The organism is Salinivibrio sp. IB643 (assembly GCF_001996105.1).
GTDB lineage: Bacteria > Pseudomonadota > Gammaproteobacteria > Enterobacterales > Vibrionaceae > Salinivibrio > Salinivibrio costicola.
Genome location: NZ_MUFF01000002.1, coordinates 88,327 through 105,590, shown reverse-complemented (window position 1 = coordinate 105,590; position 17,264 = coordinate 88,327). Strand labels below are relative to the sequence as shown.

Genomic DNA, 17,264 nt, shown 5'->3' with positions numbered 1-17,264 from the left:
CGTAAAATAGCGCGGTTTTTATTAGCTATAATGGAAGAACGTGCAGACAGTTAACGATCCCTATCAAGAGATTCGTCCTTATTATGACGAAGAAGTTCCAGGTGCGATTCAGCGTCTTATTCAAGATGATGAATTTATCAATGCGATTCTGTCTTATCGCTATCCACACGCATCAGGCCCGCTCGGTTGGCTACTCAAGCCTGCGCTAAAACTGTATCTGACCAAAAAGTGGAATAACATCAGAACCGTACAGGATGTGCAGCTACATGTTGCCAGCTATATGCGCAAGATGATCAAAACAAGCTGCGATAAAGTCACGGTCTCCGGTGTTGAAAATCTCGACCCAAGCCAAGCGTACCTCTTTGTCTCGAATCATCGGGATATTGCCATGGATCCCGCCTTAGTGAATTGGTGTTTGCATCAGCGCGGATTAGATACGGTAAGAATCGCCATTGGTGATAACTTGTTGCGTAAGCCGTGTGCAACGGAGCTGATGAAACTGAATAAAAGTTTTATTGTTAAGCGCTCTGCTAAAGCCCCCCGTGAAATGATGAAATCGCTATCACAATTATCCGCTTACTTACGTCTTTCTCTCGATGAAGGGCAGTCTATATGGATTGCGCAACGAGAAGGGCGAGCAAAAACCGGCGAAGACATCACTGATCCTGCGATCTTAAAAATGTTCTTTATGGAAGGCCGAAAACGTAAGCAAGATTTTGATACGTACATGGGCAACTTAAACGTGGTTCCTGTAGCAATATCGTATCAAAACGACCCTTGTGATCTGGACAAAGCGACGGAATTGGATGCGGTTAAGCGATTAGGGGCGTACGAAAAGAGTGAGTTTGAAGACATTCAGACCATCGTCAAAGGTATCGTCGGCAACAAGCGCCATGTTCATGTCGCCTTTGGTGAGCCAGTGACACTGTCACAAGATACGCCTGACTCCATGGCGGCGAAGATCGATAGCCAAATGCATCAGCTGTATCGGCTGTATCCGGCCAACTATATTGCGGCTGGGGTAGAACATGACAGTGTCACACCAGCCGAACGCCGTCTTTACGAGCAAAAAATTGCTCAAGCGCCTGAAGCGGCGCGTGAATATTTGCAACAAATGTACGCCAATCCAGTTCTCAACCAACAGGCAGTAGGTGCTGTTCTTTCAGATGACGACGTCGTCGACGTTGTAGGAGAGCAAAACGCCGAGTGACCTTGTCACTTTATTGGCGATCCCAAGGCGGTGGATCGCCAATTTCATCACGCATGAAATCGACAAACTCTCTGACCTTGGGCGCAAGATGCTTACGCCGTGGGTAAACGATATAAATTGGCAGTTCGAGACAAGGCTGCCAGTCGGGAAGTACCTCAACCAGCTCACCCGTGTCTAACTCATCGTTTAATAGATAGGTCGCGAGATAGGCGATCCCCAATCCCGCTTTGACTGCTTCGAGCACCGCAGGGGCGTTATTGATTGTGTATTGGCCGCTGACATGAACCACTTGTTCCGTATTGGCCTTGGTGAAGGGCCATTGGTCATAACGACGTTCACGGCTTTGATAAGTAATACAGTCATGATGACGTAATTCATTAAGTTGTTGCGGGATGCCGTTATTTGCAAGGTAGGTTGGGGCAGCAACCAGTTTGAACTGACAGTCTGCTAATTTTCTCGCCACCATTCCCTCAGGAGGGTGCTCATGAATCGCTACCCAACAGTCATAGCCTTCTTCGACCAGGTTAGGGCGATGGTCGAACAAACTAATGTCGAGATTAAGATCAGGGTATAGCTGTCGGAATTTGGCAAAATGGCGCGTCATTATAGTATTACCGAATGACTGCGCGACGCCGATTTTTAGCTTACCGGTTACCTCATTCCGATAACCTGCGACCATGGCTTCGGCTTCATCTAAGGTTGCCATTAACTGGCTACCATAATCCGCATATCGAGTTCCCACTTCGGTCAACGATACCGAGCGGGTGTTACGCTGTACCAGTTGGACGCCCAAACGATCCTCGAGGTAACGAACCTGTTTACTCACTTGTGATTTGGAAATCCCAAGTCGTTCAGCGGCGCGCGTAAAATGCTGCTCTTGTGCAACGGCAGCCAACACCACAATTTGTTGAAGATGTTCGAGCATAGTCTGTGCTTCCATGTTCTCAGTAGGGTGAGACTACCACATATTTCCCTGCCTCTGGAATTAATAGTGACAACGTCACACTAAGCTATCAGAGAAGCACCGTAAAACCCCCTTCCTTTTCTTTTTTCTATCTTATTGTTTCCTATGAGACACACTAAAAACATTAAATGTAAGTGCTCACTTTTAAAGCGGTTATAAAATTACACACTATCTTTCATTTATTCTTATATCGGCTTATTTATTGTTTATATCGACCATGAAAATTGGAATGGCTGTTTTTATTCATGATTGATATCGCATAAAATTTGGCGAGGAGGTGATAGATGATTGAATTAATCAAACAGTTTTTCTTATTAGGGTGCATGTCGTTTGGTGGGCCGGCCGCGCATGTCGGCTATTTTGAGCGTGWGTTCGTCAAAGAAAAGCGGTGGCTGAGTGCGGATACCTTTGCTTCTGGTTTAGCCATCAGCCAGTTTCTACCTGGCCCAGGAAGCAGTCAGCTCGGTATGTATATTGGCTATCAACGCGCAGGTTATTTAGGTGCGTTTGGCGCATTTGTCGCGTTTACCTTGCCTTCTTTTGTTTTGTTGACAGCGGCGGCGGTATTAAACAGCGGTGCGCAAGCTTCTGATTGGGTCGCAAGCATCATTAGCGCAGCCAAATTATTAGCGGTGGTGGTAGTGATTGATGCCACTGTCTCAATGGGCCGAAAATTTATCGGCTCGTTAGCGACTGGGACAATGGCGGTGGCAACAACGTTATGGCTATTGCTAACGCCATCGGGCGTATTATATCAAGTACTTCCCATTGTCATTGCAGGCATTGTAGGAGCTATTGGGTTTGCGAAGCCCCAATCACATCATGCACCAGTTAACATTGCGTGGCGCCGCAGTAGCGTGATCCTGGGTCTCTTTTTACTATTGCTCACAGTACCTTGGCTGTTTAATCAAACCTTATGGGTACAGGTGTTTAATCTGTTCTACCAAGCGGGCAGTTTTGTCTTTGGTGGCGGGCATGTGGTTTTGCCATTGCTCGAGCCCATTATCGGTGACGTTGTCACTGATTCGGCGTTAATTGAAGGTTATGCGGCGGCTCAGCTAGTGCCGGGGCCGATGTTCACCATGGCGAGTTATCTGGGTGCCAGTGTTGAAGGTTTAGCTCCCATTTGGGGCAGTATCATTGCAACGATTGCGATTTTCTTGCCTGGTGCATTACTTATGTTCGGTGTTTTGCCGATTTGGGAGGCGGTTAAAACTCAGCCTCGCTTGGCCGGGGCTATCAGCCTCATTAATGCCAGTGTCGTGGGGTTACTCGCCGCCGCGCTGTATCAACCCGTATGGGTTTCCGCCTACACAAAACCTTTGGATTTAGTGCCCATCGCGCTTGGCTTAGTGGCATTAACTCAATGGCGAATTTCGGTGTTTTGGTTACTCCTATTAATGATGGTGTACCAGTTTACTCTCGCTTAATACGCGCCATACTTTGTGGCCCAGCTGTGTCTGGGCTACTTTTTGTCAGTTAGCGCACTATAACTTTATATATTGTAAAGCAAAAAGCTAAGTCACATCGCTCATGTGGCTCAGCTTTTTAATTAATTTATAAACTGCAGCCTTAGAACTGCCAAGGTTGACGAGTACCTGTATCAGAGGCTGTTTGTGCCAGCTCAATAGCATAGATGACTTTGCTTGCAGAAATCGGACAAACAGGCGAGGGTTGGTTATCGGTAATTGCCTTTGCTAATCCATCGAACAGGCGGTGATATTGGCCATTTTCAAGGGTGAGAGGATCAGGGGTGACGCTGTCACCAACTTCGAGCATCCCTTGATACGCTTGCTCACCAAAACCAGAGACAGTTACCATCAACCCCGCGCGTAGTTGCTCTTCTTGAATATCTAATCCTACGGTGCTGAAGGTCGCTTTTTCACCCTGGACGACAAAGCGTTCGGTGGTACCTGAACGGTAAGGGCTGGAGGATAAAATTACTTCTGTATTTGGGTAATGCAGCGTCACTTGAAAATAGTCGGTCGTTTCGCTGCCAGGGCGTAGCGCACGACAGGTGCCAGAGACCGCATCCGGTTCCCCTAAAAGGTGGAGGGCTTGGTCAATTAAATGAGAGCCGAGGTCATAGAGAATGCCGCTGCCTTCACCTGGCAATTCACGCCAACGTTGGCGGACTTCTGGGCGGTAGCGATTAAAGCTGGAATGCATGACTTTGATGTCGCCAAGCTCACCTGCTAGGTGTAACCCTTTTAGGGTGAGAAAATCCCCATCCCAACGTCGATTGTGGTAAGGGCACAACACTAAGCCTTTTTGCTTGGCCAGCGCCGCTAGCTCGAGACCATCACGGCTATTGGTCACAAAAGGCTTTTCTACCAAGACATGGCAACCGGCTTCTAATGCTTGTTTAACGTGTTGGTAATGGAGGTGGTTGGGGGTAGTAATCACCACCAAATCTGGGGTTTGTTGAGTGAGTAAAGTGTTGAGGTCGTCAAAGCAAGCCGCTTTAGGCAATCGCTGTGCAACTTGTTCGGGTTTACTGGACACAACAGCTGAAATAGCGAACTCAGAGGTTGCACTCAAAAAAGGAACGTGAAATGTATTGGCAGAAAAGCCAAAACCGACCAAAGCTGTTTTTATCATAAAGCGCACTCGCATTGACGATGTATTATCAGCACTTTATCGGACATCGACACGCCAATCAATCTAAGTGCAAGATCTCTCTGTCTCAATATGGATATAATTATAGATTAAGTCCATAATGAGAGTGTGTGAGCATGAAATGGTGAATGATATGACAGCAGCACAAGCACTAAAAGCGGCAGACAAGAAGAGAATGGCTCAGGTCGGCTTCAAGGCTGCTGTAAACATAATGGAAGGATGGGGATGTACCGGCGCAGACATGCAACGAATTCTTCGCATACCAAGGTCTACGTTCCAAAAGTACAAGGCTAACCCAGACACGATATCTATGGATGATGATCAGCTTGAGCGTTTAAGCTACATCGCAAACATCCACGGTAGTCTTCGAATCATCTTCGATAACCAAGAGAACGTGCAGGGATTCATGTCTATGGAGAACAAAAACGCTTACTTCGAAGGGCGGACGCCTTTATCTATTATTAGTAGCGGCAAGTTTGCTGATCTCTACGAAGTGTTCTGTCGTGTTGACGCTTTACGTTCAGGTCAGTGGGGATAAAATGCTGGATGGTCGAGAAAATCAAGCAGTAGGATATAGGCTCATTCCGTCTAAGTACCCGACGATTGACTTGTTTGATGATGTCCTCAACCCTGAGGACTTTGAGGTGATGTATCAACTGCAAGCATTGACGAATCCACGTATTCTCGATGAAGTGGGTGATGTTTCCCTGATTAAGCCGGAGGAAATCCTGTACCACTGTGAACGTGGTCGTAGCTATGCGGTAGCCGCCTTTACGCACATTAACCGTGATGGCTCACGCTTTGCTGATGGCAGCTTTGGGATGCTTTATATTGGTGACACCGAACAAACCGCTGTAAAGGAGGTCATGTATCACCAGCGCAAGTATTGGGCTGGCGTTAATGGGCTTCACTATGATCGTTTGGTGTTTAGGGCGCTTCGTTTCACATTTGATGATAATAAGGTGATTGATGTGTGCGACAAGCCAATGACAGATCCAATTTACGACCTGATTGATTACTCTGCGGCTCAGGCGCTTGGTCGCCAGGTACGGCAAAATGATGCATTATCAGGGATCCGCTACAACTCAGTGCGAAATGAAGGGAGGATTTGCTGGGCGATGTCTACGCCACAAGTCGTTAGCGATGTCATCCAATGCTTCCACGCAGAAATGATTTGGAACGGGAAAGACATTAGTCAGGTTGAGAAGATTTACGCAATGGACTGAGCGTTACGGCTGTATGTTAATAAATCAATCTTAAGTGCGCATTATATATATTATGTTAAATAAAGTGGTTATCAGATGATGAATCGTATCGATAAGACAAGCGCCTTGACTCCTCACCTCCATTTTCTCTCCCCCTTCAGTATTCTGACGCGATGATTCAACATAACTGACTATTTACCATAAAATAGCTAATCACCACTTTCTTTAATCAACTTAGTTCAAATGCTCCGCTTGACCTAAGATGCTTCAATCACGCAGTGATGAGCTGTAAATAGCTCTACATTTGCCGCTTTTCGCGAGCGACGCTTTTCTATAGGTCAAACATGGTTTGTCTTTAAGCATAACCGCCTTCGCTCGTATGATTGAGGTAGGCTCTGACCGCATCCATTCGATCGTGCTTAACCAGTTGTTCTGCGGTTAATCCGCCAAACTCTGGTAGCCCTTCGCTCCGATACCACGCGTAGGCATGAAATTCATTCCCCGTCCACGGAAGGTGTTGAATATCGTTCGGTGCGACTCAGCGTGGAATAAGGTAACCCAGACAATGATGCAATTTCTTTCAAATTTGTATGGAAAAACGCGGCCATTTTGCTCGGTTCAACGATACCTTCTGCGTTCATGACGACATCTAAAATAGATCGGTTCATCGTGATCACCATGTCAGTTAAATTCGACTTATATACGTCTAAAATGACTGACAGTATGACAGGTGTCAAACTACGCTAAAATACAGCAGAACAGCAGGTTTTTACTGTACCGGGAACACAAATCACGGTTCGCTCCGGACGAATTCCACCCATTAACCTTTTTAGGTTCAGCAAGGTTTGCTACAGTTCACGAGCCATTAGATCATTCATTATAAGGATAACCATGAAAGCGCACATTTGGGCGTGTTTGCTCGTGGCGTTCGCCAGTTTTGGCGCGATAGCTCAGGACGAAAACGATGTTAAGCATACTAAGGCGGCCAAAGAGCCAACATCGTACGCCGAGCAAAGTATTTACGATAAACCATTGATGGAAAGGTATGTTTTGGATGAGATCCGGAACTTAAGAACCGATTTCCAAGCGTTAGAAAAACGTATGGTCACAGAGATTACTGACCGTGAGCTCGACGTGGCGGATAAGTCACTCAACTACGCTAATGTGACAGTGACCTACTTCTTTTATCTCATCGCGGGCGCAGCATCGCTCATTGCCCTCGTTGGCTGGCAGTCGTTACGTGATATTAAAACCAACACCAAAGAACTGGCGGATCAACAGTTATCTGAAATTGCAGAGCAATATGAGCGCAAGTTCCAAGCGCTCGAGCGAGATTTGAAGCGTAAAACGCGCATTATTGCTGAAAATAACAAAGAAATTGAACGCATTAACGAAATCCATAACTTATGGTTACGTGCGCAGCATTCGCAGACGCCAGAGCAGCGGATGGAAATTTATAATGAGATACTCAAAATCCGCCCTGGTGATCTCGAAGCGTTAACTCACAAAGCGGATGCCGCGATGGAAATGGGTGAATACCATTGGGCGCTAAGTATTAGTAACCGCGTCTTGGAAGTGGATGAGCGCAATGCTAATGCCCTATTCCAACGCGCTTGTGCTTATGCAAGGTTAGGTGCCGAGGACCAAGCCGTGTCTGACTTAGAGCTGGCGATAGCTGAAAGTGCTTCGTTGCGTGAGGCGGCTCGAGAAGAGGCTGACTTTGAATCACTGCATGGTCACGGGCGGTTTGATCTGTTGATTGACCCTGATGGACTTATTTAAGCAATAAAAAACGTAAAAAAAACCAGGCATGAGATGTTGCCTGGTTTTTCTTTTTTTACCCGCCGGCCAGTTTGACTGTGTGGCCTTTCTTTTCTAAATACGTTTTGATGTTGTCGCGCTTATCCCCTTGGATCTCAATCACGCCATCTTTCACGGCTCCCCCGCAACCACATACTTTTTTAAGTTCGGCGGCGAGCTGTTTTAATTCAGCGTCATCAAGGTCTAAGCCAGTGACTAAGCTAACGCCTTTACCTTTGCGCCCTTTTGTTTGGCGCTGGATACGAACAATGCCATCCCCTTTAGGGCGTTGAGGCTTCTCTGGCGTTTCTTTGATTTTTCCAGATTCTGTTGAGTAGACTAAGCGGTTTTCGTCAGACATGGTGATAGTTTTGCTTCGTTGAACATTTTAGGCTCATAATACCAAAAGCGTCGCTGTGTTGGCAGTCACTATCCGCGCAGCTGCTCTCCATTTTTATCAATAAAAAGCTTTAATCCTGGTAACGATCCCTTCATCAGTTTGCCTCGGACAATCATATACCAGCCCTTTTCATCTTTTTCTGGATCGTCGTTCATAATACGAAAACCATTATATTCTTCCACCTGCTTTTTTGACGATACGTCATCCTCTTCATCATCAAAATCGGCGGGATCGACAAGAATACTGGTGTCAGCCCACCACTCGATTGATTTTTTCACATTGTGCAAACTGCCAGATATCGATTTACCCCCGAGTCTAGCGCGGTAAACCTTTGTGGCCTCATCGCCACCTTCTGACTTTTCAATCGTATAACCACGATAAAAAAGGCGTCGGGTCATGTTTTTTCCTCTCGCAAATAGCCGCGTACGCCATGTTGCATTGAACCACGGCTTTGAGTCTGTTTTAGACTATTATCAGCCCTACTTAGAATTATTTCATTAATCCAAGCCATTAACGGACTTAAGGTCTAGTGTAATGAGATATAAGTCTAATATTTTTTATTCTAGCATGTTAGACTGACAACCAATATATAAAGTTATAGTGCGTTATGAAAAAGATTTTACCGCTTGAGTCAAAACATATTCCCGATAGCTTGGCCCTTTTCAATCAAGGCGTGGTCAGTTTGGATGAGTGGGAATTATTAACACAAGGCGCTTACAGTCGTAATTCATTACTCAGTTACCGTAATGACTGGCACGTATTTGCTGATTTTTGTCACAGCCAAGGGATCACAGCCTTGCCATGTGCGATAACGACTTTGCGTCGCTTTGCCGAGCTTGCGGCTCAACAACGTAAAATATCGGCGATTCGTCGTGTTGTGGTCACCGTCGGTTTAGTACATCGACTACATCAACAGCGTGATCCCAGTAAACATCGCGAAGTAAAATACGCCATGGCTCGATTACTTCAGGCAAAGTTACCAGAAAGTAAAGAAGCCACCCCCTTTCACGCGCAGCACATGATACAGCTCAATGAACAACTCGCCAGTTCGCAAAGACTGCAAGATCTGAGAGATCGGCTGGTATGGTCACTTTCTTATGAAGGATTGCTTAAACGTAGTGAACTTGCCGCACTGACCACAGACGATCTGATTACTCAAGGTACCCAAACGTTCATAATAGTTAGAGATCAACGGGTAGCATTGAGTGAGCAAACAGCGATGTTAGTCGCCCAGTGGTTAGATAAAACAGGAATGAATCATGGCCCTCTCCTTCGTCGAATCAACAAACATGGCCATTTAGGTGAGACCGCATTAGATCCGTCATCGATTTATCGGGTCTTTCGACGCGCGAGTCGCTTGCTGGGTGAATCCGTTACTTTTTCTGGGCAATCGCCTCGCGTCGGTGCAAGCCGTGCACTTGCCAATAAAGGAATGACAATAAAACAAATCCAGCATCTTGGCCGCTGGAAAAGCCCCGCAATGCCGGCGCAATATGTCGGTAACACGATAGCAAGTGAACAAGCTAAAGCGCGATACCGACATAAGAAGCTGACGGAATAACTAGCTTACTCGCCGTCCCGTTGCATGGGTGATACGTGATGCGAGATATTCATCAAATGCTAACCCATGATGTTCGACCAATTTAGGGAACATGGAAATGGGCGTCATACCTGGAAAGGTATTAATTTCGTTGACGAGTACCGTACCGTTCTCAGTCAAGAAAAAGTCAATGCGCGACATGTCCTTTAATCGCAGTTGCTTAAACGCTTGATGGGCATAGTCGCGAATACAGGCAACTTGTTCCTCGCTAAGGTCGAGTGCTTCAATCTGTGTATTACTCGAACTCCCTTCACTGTATTTCTCTTCAAAGGTATAAAAACTCCCCTCTGGACAGCGTATTTCACCCGGCTTGGTGACAATAATTTCGTCGCCAACCTGAAACGCGGCGACCTCTAATTCACGCGGTTGAATCGCTTTTTCGATCAATACTTGGTCAGAAAACGTAAACGCATCTGCAATGCATGTTGAGAGCTGCTCTTCTTCAGTCACACGATAACAGCCTACACTGGATCCTTGACTGGCCGCTTTAACGAAAACGCCTTGATGCTCAGCAAAAAAGGCAGACGCACGTGCCATGCTTTGGTCACTTTGATCGGTGATAAACACGTAGGGTGTATTCGGAATGCCGAGGGCATCAAACCACAACTTCGAGGTAATTTTATTAAAGCAAATTTGGCTACCTTCCGGGCCGCATCCTAGGTAAGGCAGGCCGGTGATCTCGAGTAGTGACTGAATATCCCCCGTCTCGCCGGGAAAACCATGGAAGCAAGGGATCACATAATGAATTTGCCTATGCTCAACCTTGCTACAAAGCATGCCATCAGTATCAAGGTGACAGCGCATACCATCGTCAAGATACCATCCATCTTGGGTGATTTCGACTTTTTGGACATTGACTCGAGGGAGCTTCGCTAGCTGTGATTCAATATACTGCGCAGAAACGAGCGAGATATCGTGCTCCGCACCACCGCCACCGCACAGTAAAAGCAGGTTTAGTTTCGTCATAATTTTCTCTCACCACGTGCATTAACACGTTACCTGAATATACCGCCATAGTAGTCAAATGCGACGTTGCTTTCACCTATCGACGCGTATTTGTTGGTATTTTGGTGTTTGATTGCTGCGGGTTTGTTCAAAGCTGACCCAAGAGCCAGCTTCTATATTAACAGGCGCGGAGATTCGACTAGTTAACGCGTGTCATCTCAGGCGTTGATGAACGCTTAATGTCTGCGATGTCACGAACAAAAGGGCCATACTGCTGAATGGTTTGCGGTAAAGCCTTAATGGCACGCTTTGCTGCATCTCGTGATGAATATTCACCATACAACAAGGTATACCAAGGTAAGCCGTCTACCATTTTCTTGTTGCTCCAAAGTGGCTCGTTACTTGGAAGCCGTTTGGCGTAATCACTAAACCCGCGATCATGGCTAAGTGCCACAATTTGAATGGTATACCCTGGGCCCTGGCTTGATGTTTTTACGGTTTGTTTTTTCGGCGCTGGCGACGCTTCCTCTTTCCAAGCGGATTGCTCTTTCGATACAGATCGTTCTTTCGATGCGGATCGCTCTTTCGGTTGTGGTGCCGAGGTTTTCACAGTCTCGCGCGTATCGGTTGACTCAATGGTCTGACTATAAATTTCAGTGGTCACACCACCGCCACTGCATCCTGTTAGCAGCAGCGCAACTGCAAGTAAGCCCAGTTTTTTCATTGTTATTCTGTCAGTTATCCAAATTTGTTTCATTGTGCCCCCGACCTAATAGCCATTCAACCAAAAGTTAACCTGTTATATAAGGTTTCCGGTGATAGCTCACAGATAGAACGTTAAACGACGTGCTTGAATGTATCGTAACAGTCAGTTTCTGCCACACCCAGATCACATTGCGTTAAAAAAAGACCGTTGATTTCAACGCTGAACCGATAGACTGGCTTCAGAGCTTAACCAATTGATGTGCCCACCGTTGATGACGCTGGGCGACGCTTTTTCGGAGGAAACTATGGCCGGCATCGATCAACTCCTCAAGCCCAAATCTATTGCGGTTATAGGTGCGTCCGACCGCAGCGGCCGCGCAGGCTACGTTATCACCCGCAACTTACAATCCGGTGGATTTCAAGGCCCTATCATGCCCGTCACACCTAAGTATCAAGCGGTTGCCGGCATTTTGGCGTATAAAACGATTGCGGACCTGCCACTTGTTCCCGACTTGGCCGTTCTCTGTACCCGTGGTGAAGCGACGCCAGCGCTTATCGAACAATTGGGAGAAAGAGGCGTTAAGCTCGTCGTTGTGCTCGCAGCCGGAATGCGCGGCCAACTCGACTCACTCGGCACAAGTCAGTACGCGATAATGCAACGGGTGGCAGAGAGATACACCATGCGCGTGCTTGGCCCCAATAGTTTGGGCATGATTTTGCCATGGCTTAACCTTAACGCATCCTTTGCACCTGTACCGGCCAACAAAGGAAACATTGCCTTTGTCTCTCAATCTGCCGCCGTCTGTACCACTATTTTGGACTGGGCGCGAAATAAACGTATTGGCTTTTCAACCTTTATCTCATTGGGCGAAGCCTGTGATATTGATTTCCCCGAATTACTCGACTTTTTGTGTCGCGACAGTAAAACCGACGCGATTTTGCTCTACGTCGATTCAATTCGTGATGCACGGCGCTTTATCTCCGCTGCGCGAGCGGCCGCCCGAAATCGTCGTATTCTCGTATTGAAAAGTGGTCGTACCCGCGGTGGATCTGTTGCTCTTGAGCAACTTAGTCAGACCAGCACAGGGTTAGATGCCGCTTACGATGCTGCAATTCGTCGCTCTGGGATGTTACGTGTAAACAATACGCACGAGTTATTTGCCGCGGTCGAGACGCTATCTCACTCCGTTCCTTTGCGTGGAGAACGGCTCGCGATTATCACTAACGGCGGTGGGCCGGCAGTAATGGCGGTTGACACGCTGATGGATGCAGGGGGTAAGCTAGCGACCTTGAGTGATTCAACGCTTGACGCCCTAAATCAGGTCTTGCCTGCAAGCTGGTCGCATACTAACCCCATTGACCTGGTCGGAGATGCTGACACGCAGCGTTACCAAGCGGCAATAGATATCATGTTAAACAGTGATGAGGCCGACGCGGTTTTAATCATGCATTCCCCATCGGTCACGGCACCTGGACTGGCGACCGCCAAAGCCATTATTCATTCATTAAAAGAAAACCCTCGCGCGCGGCGCTTTAATATTTTAACGAATTGGCAAGGTGAGGGAGACGACGCCACAGTCGCGAGGCTGGCGTTCACGCATGCCGGCTTCCCAACTTATCGAACACCTGAAAGCGCCGTGACTGCTTATATGCACTTAGTAGAATATAGGCGCAACCAAAAGCAATTAATGGAAACCCCTACCTCGACTGGACTCATGGACTATGACTTATTGGCCGCACGGGCGTTTATCGAACAAGCAGAAGACATTGAGCATCTCACCCTAACGACCCATGAGGTACGACCCTTTTTAGAAGCGTATGGTATGCAGGTTATATCTACCTGGCTCGCGACCGACGCGGTAGAAGCCGCCCAAATTGCCGAACAAGTTGGTTATCCTGTTGCCGTGAAGCTTCGCTCTTCCGATATTCGTCATAAATCAGATGTACAAGGCGTAATGTTGAATTTACGTACAGGGGCGGAAGTCGCTAATGCCGCTCAAGCGATCCTTGATCGCGTGTCTGTCACTTTTCCCAACGCCCACATCCAAGGATTATTGGTACAGTCGATGGCTCCGCGAGCGGGTGCCCAGGAGCTGCGCGTTACCATCAGTAATGATCCCGTTTTTGGTACCATCATTTTACTCGGAGAAGGCGGCTCTGATTGGGATGTCACCAAAGATGCGGCAGTCGGGATCCCGCCGCTGAATATGGCACTGGCGCGCTATCTTGTGATTGGTGCGATTAAAAGCGGTAAAATCAAGCAACGCGGCTTTCCTATTGCTATCGATGTACCGCGTCTATGTCAATTTTTAGTGACATTGTCACAAATGATCATTGATTGCCCGGAAGTCGATGAGCTCGATATCCACCCACTTCTGGTCGCTGGCGAGGAACTCACGGTTTTGGATGCATCGCTGCGGTTACGAGATTACGCGGGTAGCCAACAAAAGCGCTTAGCTATTCGGCCTTACCCTAAAGAATTGGAGCAATCGGTCACGCTTAAAAACGGACAAACCATTCTGCTGCGTCCTATTCTTCCCGAAGATGAGCCAACACATAAGGCCTTTGTCGAAAAAGTGTCTGAAGAGGATCTATACCGCCGCTTTTTCTCTGACGTTGGCGAGCTAAATCATGAGGCGTTAGCGAATTTGACTCAAATTGACTATGACCGTGAAATGGCGATAGTGGCCACGTTCCAACTATCTTCCGGGAGAGAAGAGATCTGGGGAGTCGCGCGTTTATTGGCCGATCCTCAAAATACAGACGCCGAATTTGCGGTCTTAGTCCGCTCTGATTTAAAAGGTGTTGGTCTCGGCAGTGTGCTTATGAACACCATTATTAACTATGGCCGCCAGGCAGGCCTATCACGCATCACCGGGATGACCATGCCCAATAATCGAGGGATGATCGCACTCGCACAAAAATGCGGCTTTAGTATTGATGTGCAAATGGCCGATGGCATCGTCGATATGCAACTGCCGTTATCATCCAACGCGTAAGCGAAGACAACGCGCGACCAAAGCTGATCAATTGAATCCAGCGCCTTCTTCATTCAAGACGAAGACTTATTAATCGGTATGTCGCCTGCTTGCATGTAAGGCGCAAGTAAATTGRGCAACTGTCTGACTAACCAGGATTTAGCATTGCCCATTCGATTGCGCTTCCAGGCTACTCCGAACTTAAGCTGAAACGGCTCTCCCCCTTTTAGGCGTTTTAAACGTCCGGCGTTGAGATCGTCTTGGACCCAAAACCAGGGCAACGTCCCGATGCCTTGGCCATTCAAAATGGCTGTATATTTGTCATGCATGGAACTGACGGTTAAGCGTGGTTGATTTTCCAGCACATTATAGGTTTTCGGCTGCATACCTCGCGCCGTGTCAGCAACCGCGACGCTACGGTATTTGGCGCGAACATCGGGTTCCACCGGGCGCGTTTCTTTATGTATCGGATGGTCGGGAGCGGCAACCCAATAGGCGCTCATTTCTCCCAGCGGTTGTACTTTTATCCCTTGAGGCACAGTATCAGGGATCGGCGCAATCAGTACATCTGCGCGCTCTTGTGCTAACGCCTCCCAACAGCCTGCTAGTATTTGCTCAGACAGTTTCAGCCGTGTACTACTCTTTTTAGCTAAACGCTCGATCAGCGGAAAAAAGAAGTCACTCTTAAACAATCCATCGTAGGCAAGACAAATTTCCAACTCCCAGCCGTGAGCCAATGATGCAGCATCCGCCACCATTTCATCTGCCGCTTTTAACAACATGCGCCCTCGCTCAACCAATAAATGGCCGGCATCAGTAAACGTCGCACGGTGGCCTGAACGATCAAAAATCACTAATCCAAGTTCGTCTTCAAGCTTCTGTACTTGATAGCTCAGCGATGAGGGCGCACGATTCAACGACTCAGCGGCAGCAGCAAAACTGCCTTTTCGCTCAATGGCATCAAGAACGTGTAAGGCTTCAAACGACAACATAATTTTTTCTCGATGATCACCCTAAAAAGGGCACGTAACAGATCTACACACTATATCAGGGTTTACCTTGCCACCCTATGGTAAATCGAAGGGCAATCCCTCGAGAGGAAGCATTATGTGTTAGTCACGATAAATCAGGCATATAGCACAAAATAACCATCGATTTCGTTTCCTTTTTCGTCAAGGTGTCATACTCTAAAACAGAGGTGACAATGAGATTAGACCGTATAGAAATTGCAGGCTTCCGTGGCATCCGGCGCCTATCACTCCAAGTCGATGAACTCACCGTGTTAATCGGCGAAAACGCATGGGGGAAATCGTCTCTTTTGGATGCACTGGAGCTCGCACTCCATCCCAGTGGCGATAAACCTCAGTTTAAACGCTCTGACTTTCATGTTGACCATGCCCTTGGCGTTGCCCCAGAACAACAATTTCAGATTATTCTCCGTTGGCAGGAAAGTTTTCCGGGGGAGCATAAAGCTCGCCGTTATCGTCGTTTTAAGCCGCTCTGGAACGGTGAAAATGGCGGTTGCCGAACTTTAGATTACTGTCTGAACGCGACCATGCAAGAAAGTAAAGTGTCGGTACAGCGTGTATTCTTGTCCAGTCAGGGAGAGATAATTGAAAAGGTCGACAACGATGCGCTCGCAAGCCATTTAATGCAGATCCACCCCGTTGTTAGGGTACGTGATGCCCGACGTATGCGGGTACCTGGGCAAATGGTCAATAAAGACAATACGCGGGTTGAGCAACGTTTAGATAATACCTATCGCCGTTTATTAATGATGCCTGGGCACGTTAACAAAGGGGAAATAAAAAGTGGTCTGCGTGCAATGCGTCAGCTACTCGATCACTATTTTGCCGCTGACGAGCATAGCCGCGCCCCCTATCCCATTCATGCTCCTGGCGCACTGTCGATTACTCATAATCAAATGCACCCCTTAGAAGCCGTTGCAGCCAATACATCCAACCAAAGCCGGCTCGTATTAATGGGGTTACTGAGTGCATTTGTGCGGGCGCGTGGCCCGAAACAACTCAAACGTAATGCCCGACCTATTATGTTGTTTGAAGATCCTGAAGGTCGGCTACACCCCACACTTTTAAATCAGGCATGGCGGCTCATCCAACTCATGCCCATGCAAAAACTGTTGACCACCAATAGCGGTGATTTGTTGGCTGGCGTTCAGCTCGATCATATTCGCCGGCTTGTACGCCATCCCACGGAAACACGTAGCCATCAAGTCCCTTCTCATCTACTGACGCAAGATGAACGTCGGCGTGTCACGTTCCACGTTCGCTTTCATCGTCCCAGCGCACTGTTCGCACGCTGCTGGTTATTGGTTGAAGGTGAAACTGAAATCTGGCTATTTAATGAGTTTGCACGATTACAAGGTTATGACTTTGCAGCGGAAGGTGTCCATTTAATTGAGTTTGCACAAAGCGGACTTAGGCCACTCATCAAGACCGCCAAGGCACTGGGCATTGAATGGCACCTTGTCGCCGATGGTGATATGGCAGGAAAGAAGTACGCAGCCACCGCGCGAGGACAAATCGAGCATCAGCCCGAAGGAGCAAGACTGACGGTACTGCCCGATAGAGATATTGAGCATTATTTATATAACAATGGCTATGAGCCGTTGTTTCGCGAGATGGCTGGCGTGGCGAGCCAGCAGCCGCAAATGAACGATAAGCGTATCATCGCCAAGGCGTTAAAGCGCTACGCAAAACCCGATGCCGCCCTGGCCATTATTGCTTATACAGAAAATGAGCTGAATACGCCGATCCCTAAACTGCTCCGTTGGGTTATTCAGCGTGCCATCGGGCTAGCTAGAGGCGTTGGATAACG

Annotated in this window: 15 protein-coding genes; 8 read left to right on the top strand and 7 right to left on the bottom strand. The window is 47.6% G+C overall.

Annotated features, from left to right (window positions below):
• Window positions 1–40: 40 nt before the first annotated feature.
• Entirely contained in the window at window positions 41–1,210 is a 1,170-nt protein-coding gene (locus BZG77_RS01450; RefSeq protein WP_077645914.1) for a 1-acyl-sn-glycerol-3-phosphate acyltransferase, read from the top strand.
• 10 nt (window positions 1,211–1,220) lie between these two features.
• Here BZG77_RS01450 and BZG77_RS01445 read toward each other — a convergent pair whose 3' ends face one another.
• Window positions 1,221–2,135: a LysR family transcriptional regulator gene (locus BZG77_RS01445; RefSeq protein WP_077645913.1), complete on the bottom strand. Its 915-nt coding sequence runs from the start codon at window positions 2,133–2,135 to the stop codon at window positions 1,221–1,223.
• Window positions 2,136–2,458: 323 nt separating this feature from the next.
• On the opposite strand from BZG77_RS01445, the gene chrA reads away from it, so the two are divergent.
• Entirely contained in the window at window positions 2,459–3,604 is a 1,146-nt protein-coding gene (chrA, locus tag BZG77_RS01440) for a chromate efflux transporter (RefSeq protein WP_077645912.1), read from the top strand.
• A gap of 142 nt (window positions 3,605–3,746) precedes the next feature.
• On the opposite strand, the gene BZG77_RS01435 is transcribed toward chrA, so the two are convergent.
• Complete coding sequence (locus BZG77_RS01435) at window positions 3,747–4,775, bottom strand: Gfo/Idh/MocA family oxidoreductase (protein ID WP_077645911.1); 1,029 nt, start codon at window positions 4,773–4,775, stop codon at window positions 3,747–3,749.
• A 151-nt stretch (window positions 4,776–4,926) separates the two neighbouring features.
• On the opposite strand from BZG77_RS01435, the gene BZG77_RS01430 reads away from it, so the two are divergent.
• The 3 genes from BZG77_RS01430 (at window position 4,927) to BZG77_RS01420 (ending at window position 7,780) form a co-directional block, all read left to right on the top strand.
• Window positions 4,927–5,331, top strand: coding sequence for an antitoxin Xre-like helix-turn-helix domain-containing protein (locus BZG77_RS01430; protein ID WP_046076072.1), 405 nt, complete (start codon window positions 4,927–4,929; stop codon window positions 5,329–5,331).
• Window positions 5,297–6,019 carry an RES family NAD+ phosphorylase gene (locus BZG77_RS01425; RefSeq protein ID WP_241844085.1) on the top strand — a complete coding sequence of 241 codons (723 nt, stop codon included), beginning with the start codon at window positions 5,297–5,299 and terminating at the stop codon, window positions 6,017–6,019. Before BZG77_RS01430 ends, BZG77_RS01425 begins: the two co-directional genes overlap by 35 nt.
• Window positions 6,020–6,889: 870 nt before the next feature.
• Window positions 6,890–7,780 carry a TPR end-of-group domain-containing protein gene (locus BZG77_RS01420; protein WP_077645909.1) on the top strand — a complete coding sequence of 297 codons (891 nt, stop codon included), beginning with the start codon at window positions 6,890–6,892 and terminating at the stop codon, window positions 7,778–7,780.
• Between the two features lie 55 nt (window positions 7,781–7,835).
• Here the strand turns inward: BZG77_RS01420 and yciH are convergent, their stop codons facing one another.
• Together yciH and BZG77_RS01410 are read right to left on the bottom strand one after the other, a co-directional pair.
• Window positions 7,836–8,159 carry a stress response translation initiation inhibitor YciH gene (gene yciH, locus BZG77_RS01415; protein ID WP_077460748.1) on the bottom strand — a complete coding sequence of 108 codons (324 nt, stop codon included), beginning with the start codon at window positions 8,157–8,159 and terminating at the stop codon, window positions 7,836–7,838.
• 68 nt (window positions 8,160–8,227) lie between these two features.
• On the bottom strand, window positions 8,228–8,596 hold the full coding sequence (locus tag BZG77_RS01410) for a DUF3319 domain-containing protein (RefSeq protein ID WP_077645908.1): 369 nt from the start codon (window positions 8,594–8,596) through the stop codon (window positions 8,228–8,230).
• A 209-nt stretch (window positions 8,597–8,805) separates the two neighbouring features.
• On the opposite strand from BZG77_RS01410, the gene BZG77_RS01405 reads away from it, so the two are divergent.
• A complete protein-coding gene (locus BZG77_RS01405; protein WP_077645907.1) occupies window positions 8,806–9,759 on the top strand; it encodes a tyrosine-type recombinase/integrase in 954 nt (317 codons plus the stop codon).
• Here the strand turns inward: BZG77_RS01405 and BZG77_RS01400 are convergent, their stop codons facing one another.
• Both BZG77_RS01400 and BZG77_RS01395 read right to left on the bottom strand, forming a co-directional pair.
• The gene (locus tag BZG77_RS01400) at window positions 9,760–10,764 is read right to left on the bottom strand and encodes a D-alanine--D-alanine ligase (protein WP_077645906.1); all 1,005 of its coding nucleotides are present in this window, start codon (window positions 10,762–10,764) and stop codon (window positions 9,760–9,762) included.
• A gap of 178 nt (window positions 10,765–10,942) precedes the next feature.
• Window positions 10,943–11,467 carry an SPOR domain-containing protein gene (locus BZG77_RS01395; protein WP_077645905.1) on the bottom strand — a complete coding sequence of 175 codons (525 nt, stop codon included), beginning with the start codon at window positions 11,465–11,467 and terminating at the stop codon, window positions 10,943–10,945.
• Window positions 11,468–11,753: 286 nt separating this feature from the next.
• Here BZG77_RS01395 and BZG77_RS01390 point away from each other — a divergent pair, with 286 nt between their 5' ends.
• Entirely contained in the window at window positions 11,754–14,447 is a 2,694-nt protein-coding gene (locus BZG77_RS01390) for a bifunctional acetate--CoA ligase family protein/GNAT family N-acetyltransferase (protein ID WP_077645904.1), read from the top strand.
• A 53-nt stretch (window positions 14,448–14,500) separates the two neighbouring features.
• Here BZG77_RS01390 and BZG77_RS01385 read toward each other — a convergent pair whose 3' ends face one another.
• On the bottom strand, window positions 14,501–15,418 hold the full coding sequence (locus BZG77_RS01385; RefSeq protein WP_077645903.1) for a LysR family transcriptional regulator: 918 nt from the start codon (window positions 15,416–15,418) through the stop codon (window positions 14,501–14,503).
• 212 nt (window positions 15,419–15,630) lie between these two features.
• On the opposite strand from BZG77_RS01385, the gene BZG77_RS01380 reads away from it, so the two are divergent.
• Window positions 15,631–17,262 (top strand): DUF2813 domain-containing protein, encoded by a 1,632-nt coding sequence (locus tag BZG77_RS01380; RefSeq protein WP_077645902.1) that lies wholly within the window; start codon window positions 15,631–15,633, stop codon window positions 17,260–17,262.
• Window positions 17,263–17,264 lie beyond the last annotated feature (2 nt).

Bases quoted from the DNA above. Each gene is read 5' to 3' on its own strand.
- BZG77_RS01380 (WP_077645902.1), top strand. From the start codon at position 15,631: ATGAGATTAGACCGTATAGAAATTGCAGGCTTCCGTGGCATCCGGCGC.
- BZG77_RS01400 (WP_077645906.1), bottom strand. From the start codon at position 10,764: ATGACGAAACTAAACCTGCTTTTACTGTGCGGTGGCGGTGGTGCGGAG.
- BZG77_RS01390 (WP_077645904.1), top strand. From the start codon at position 11,754: ATGGCCGGCATCGATCAACTCCTCAAGCCCAAATCTATTGCGGTTATA.
- BZG77_RS01445 (WP_077645913.1), bottom strand. From the start codon at position 2,135: ATGCTCGAACATCTTCAACAAATTGTGGTGTTGGCTGCCGTTGCACAA.
- BZG77_RS01430 (WP_046076072.1), top strand. From the start codon at position 4,927: ATGACAGCAGCACAAGCACTAAAAGCGGCAGACAAGAAGAGAATGGCT.
- BZG77_RS01420 (WP_077645909.1), top strand. From the start codon at position 6,890: ATGAAAGCGCACATTTGGGCGTGTTTGCTCGTGGCGTTCGCCAGTTTT.
- BZG77_RS01405 (WP_077645907.1), top strand. From the start codon at position 8,806: ATGAAAAAGATTTTACCGCTTGAGTCAAAACATATTCCCGATAGCTTG.
- yciH (WP_077460748.1), bottom strand. From the start codon at position 8,159: ATGTCTGACGAAAACCGCTTAGTCTACTCAACAGAATCTGGAAAAATC.
- BZG77_RS01395 (WP_077645905.1), bottom strand. From the start codon at position 11,467: ATGAAAAAACTGGGCTTACTTGCAGTTGCGCTGCTGCTAACAGGATGC.
- BZG77_RS01410 (WP_077645908.1), bottom strand. From the start codon at position 8,596: ATGACCCGACGCCTTTTTTATCGTGGTTATACGATTGAAAAGTCAGAA.
- BZG77_RS01435 (WP_077645911.1), bottom strand. From the start codon at position 4,775: ATGATAAAAACAGCTTTGGTCGGTTTTGGCTTTTCTGCCAATACATTT.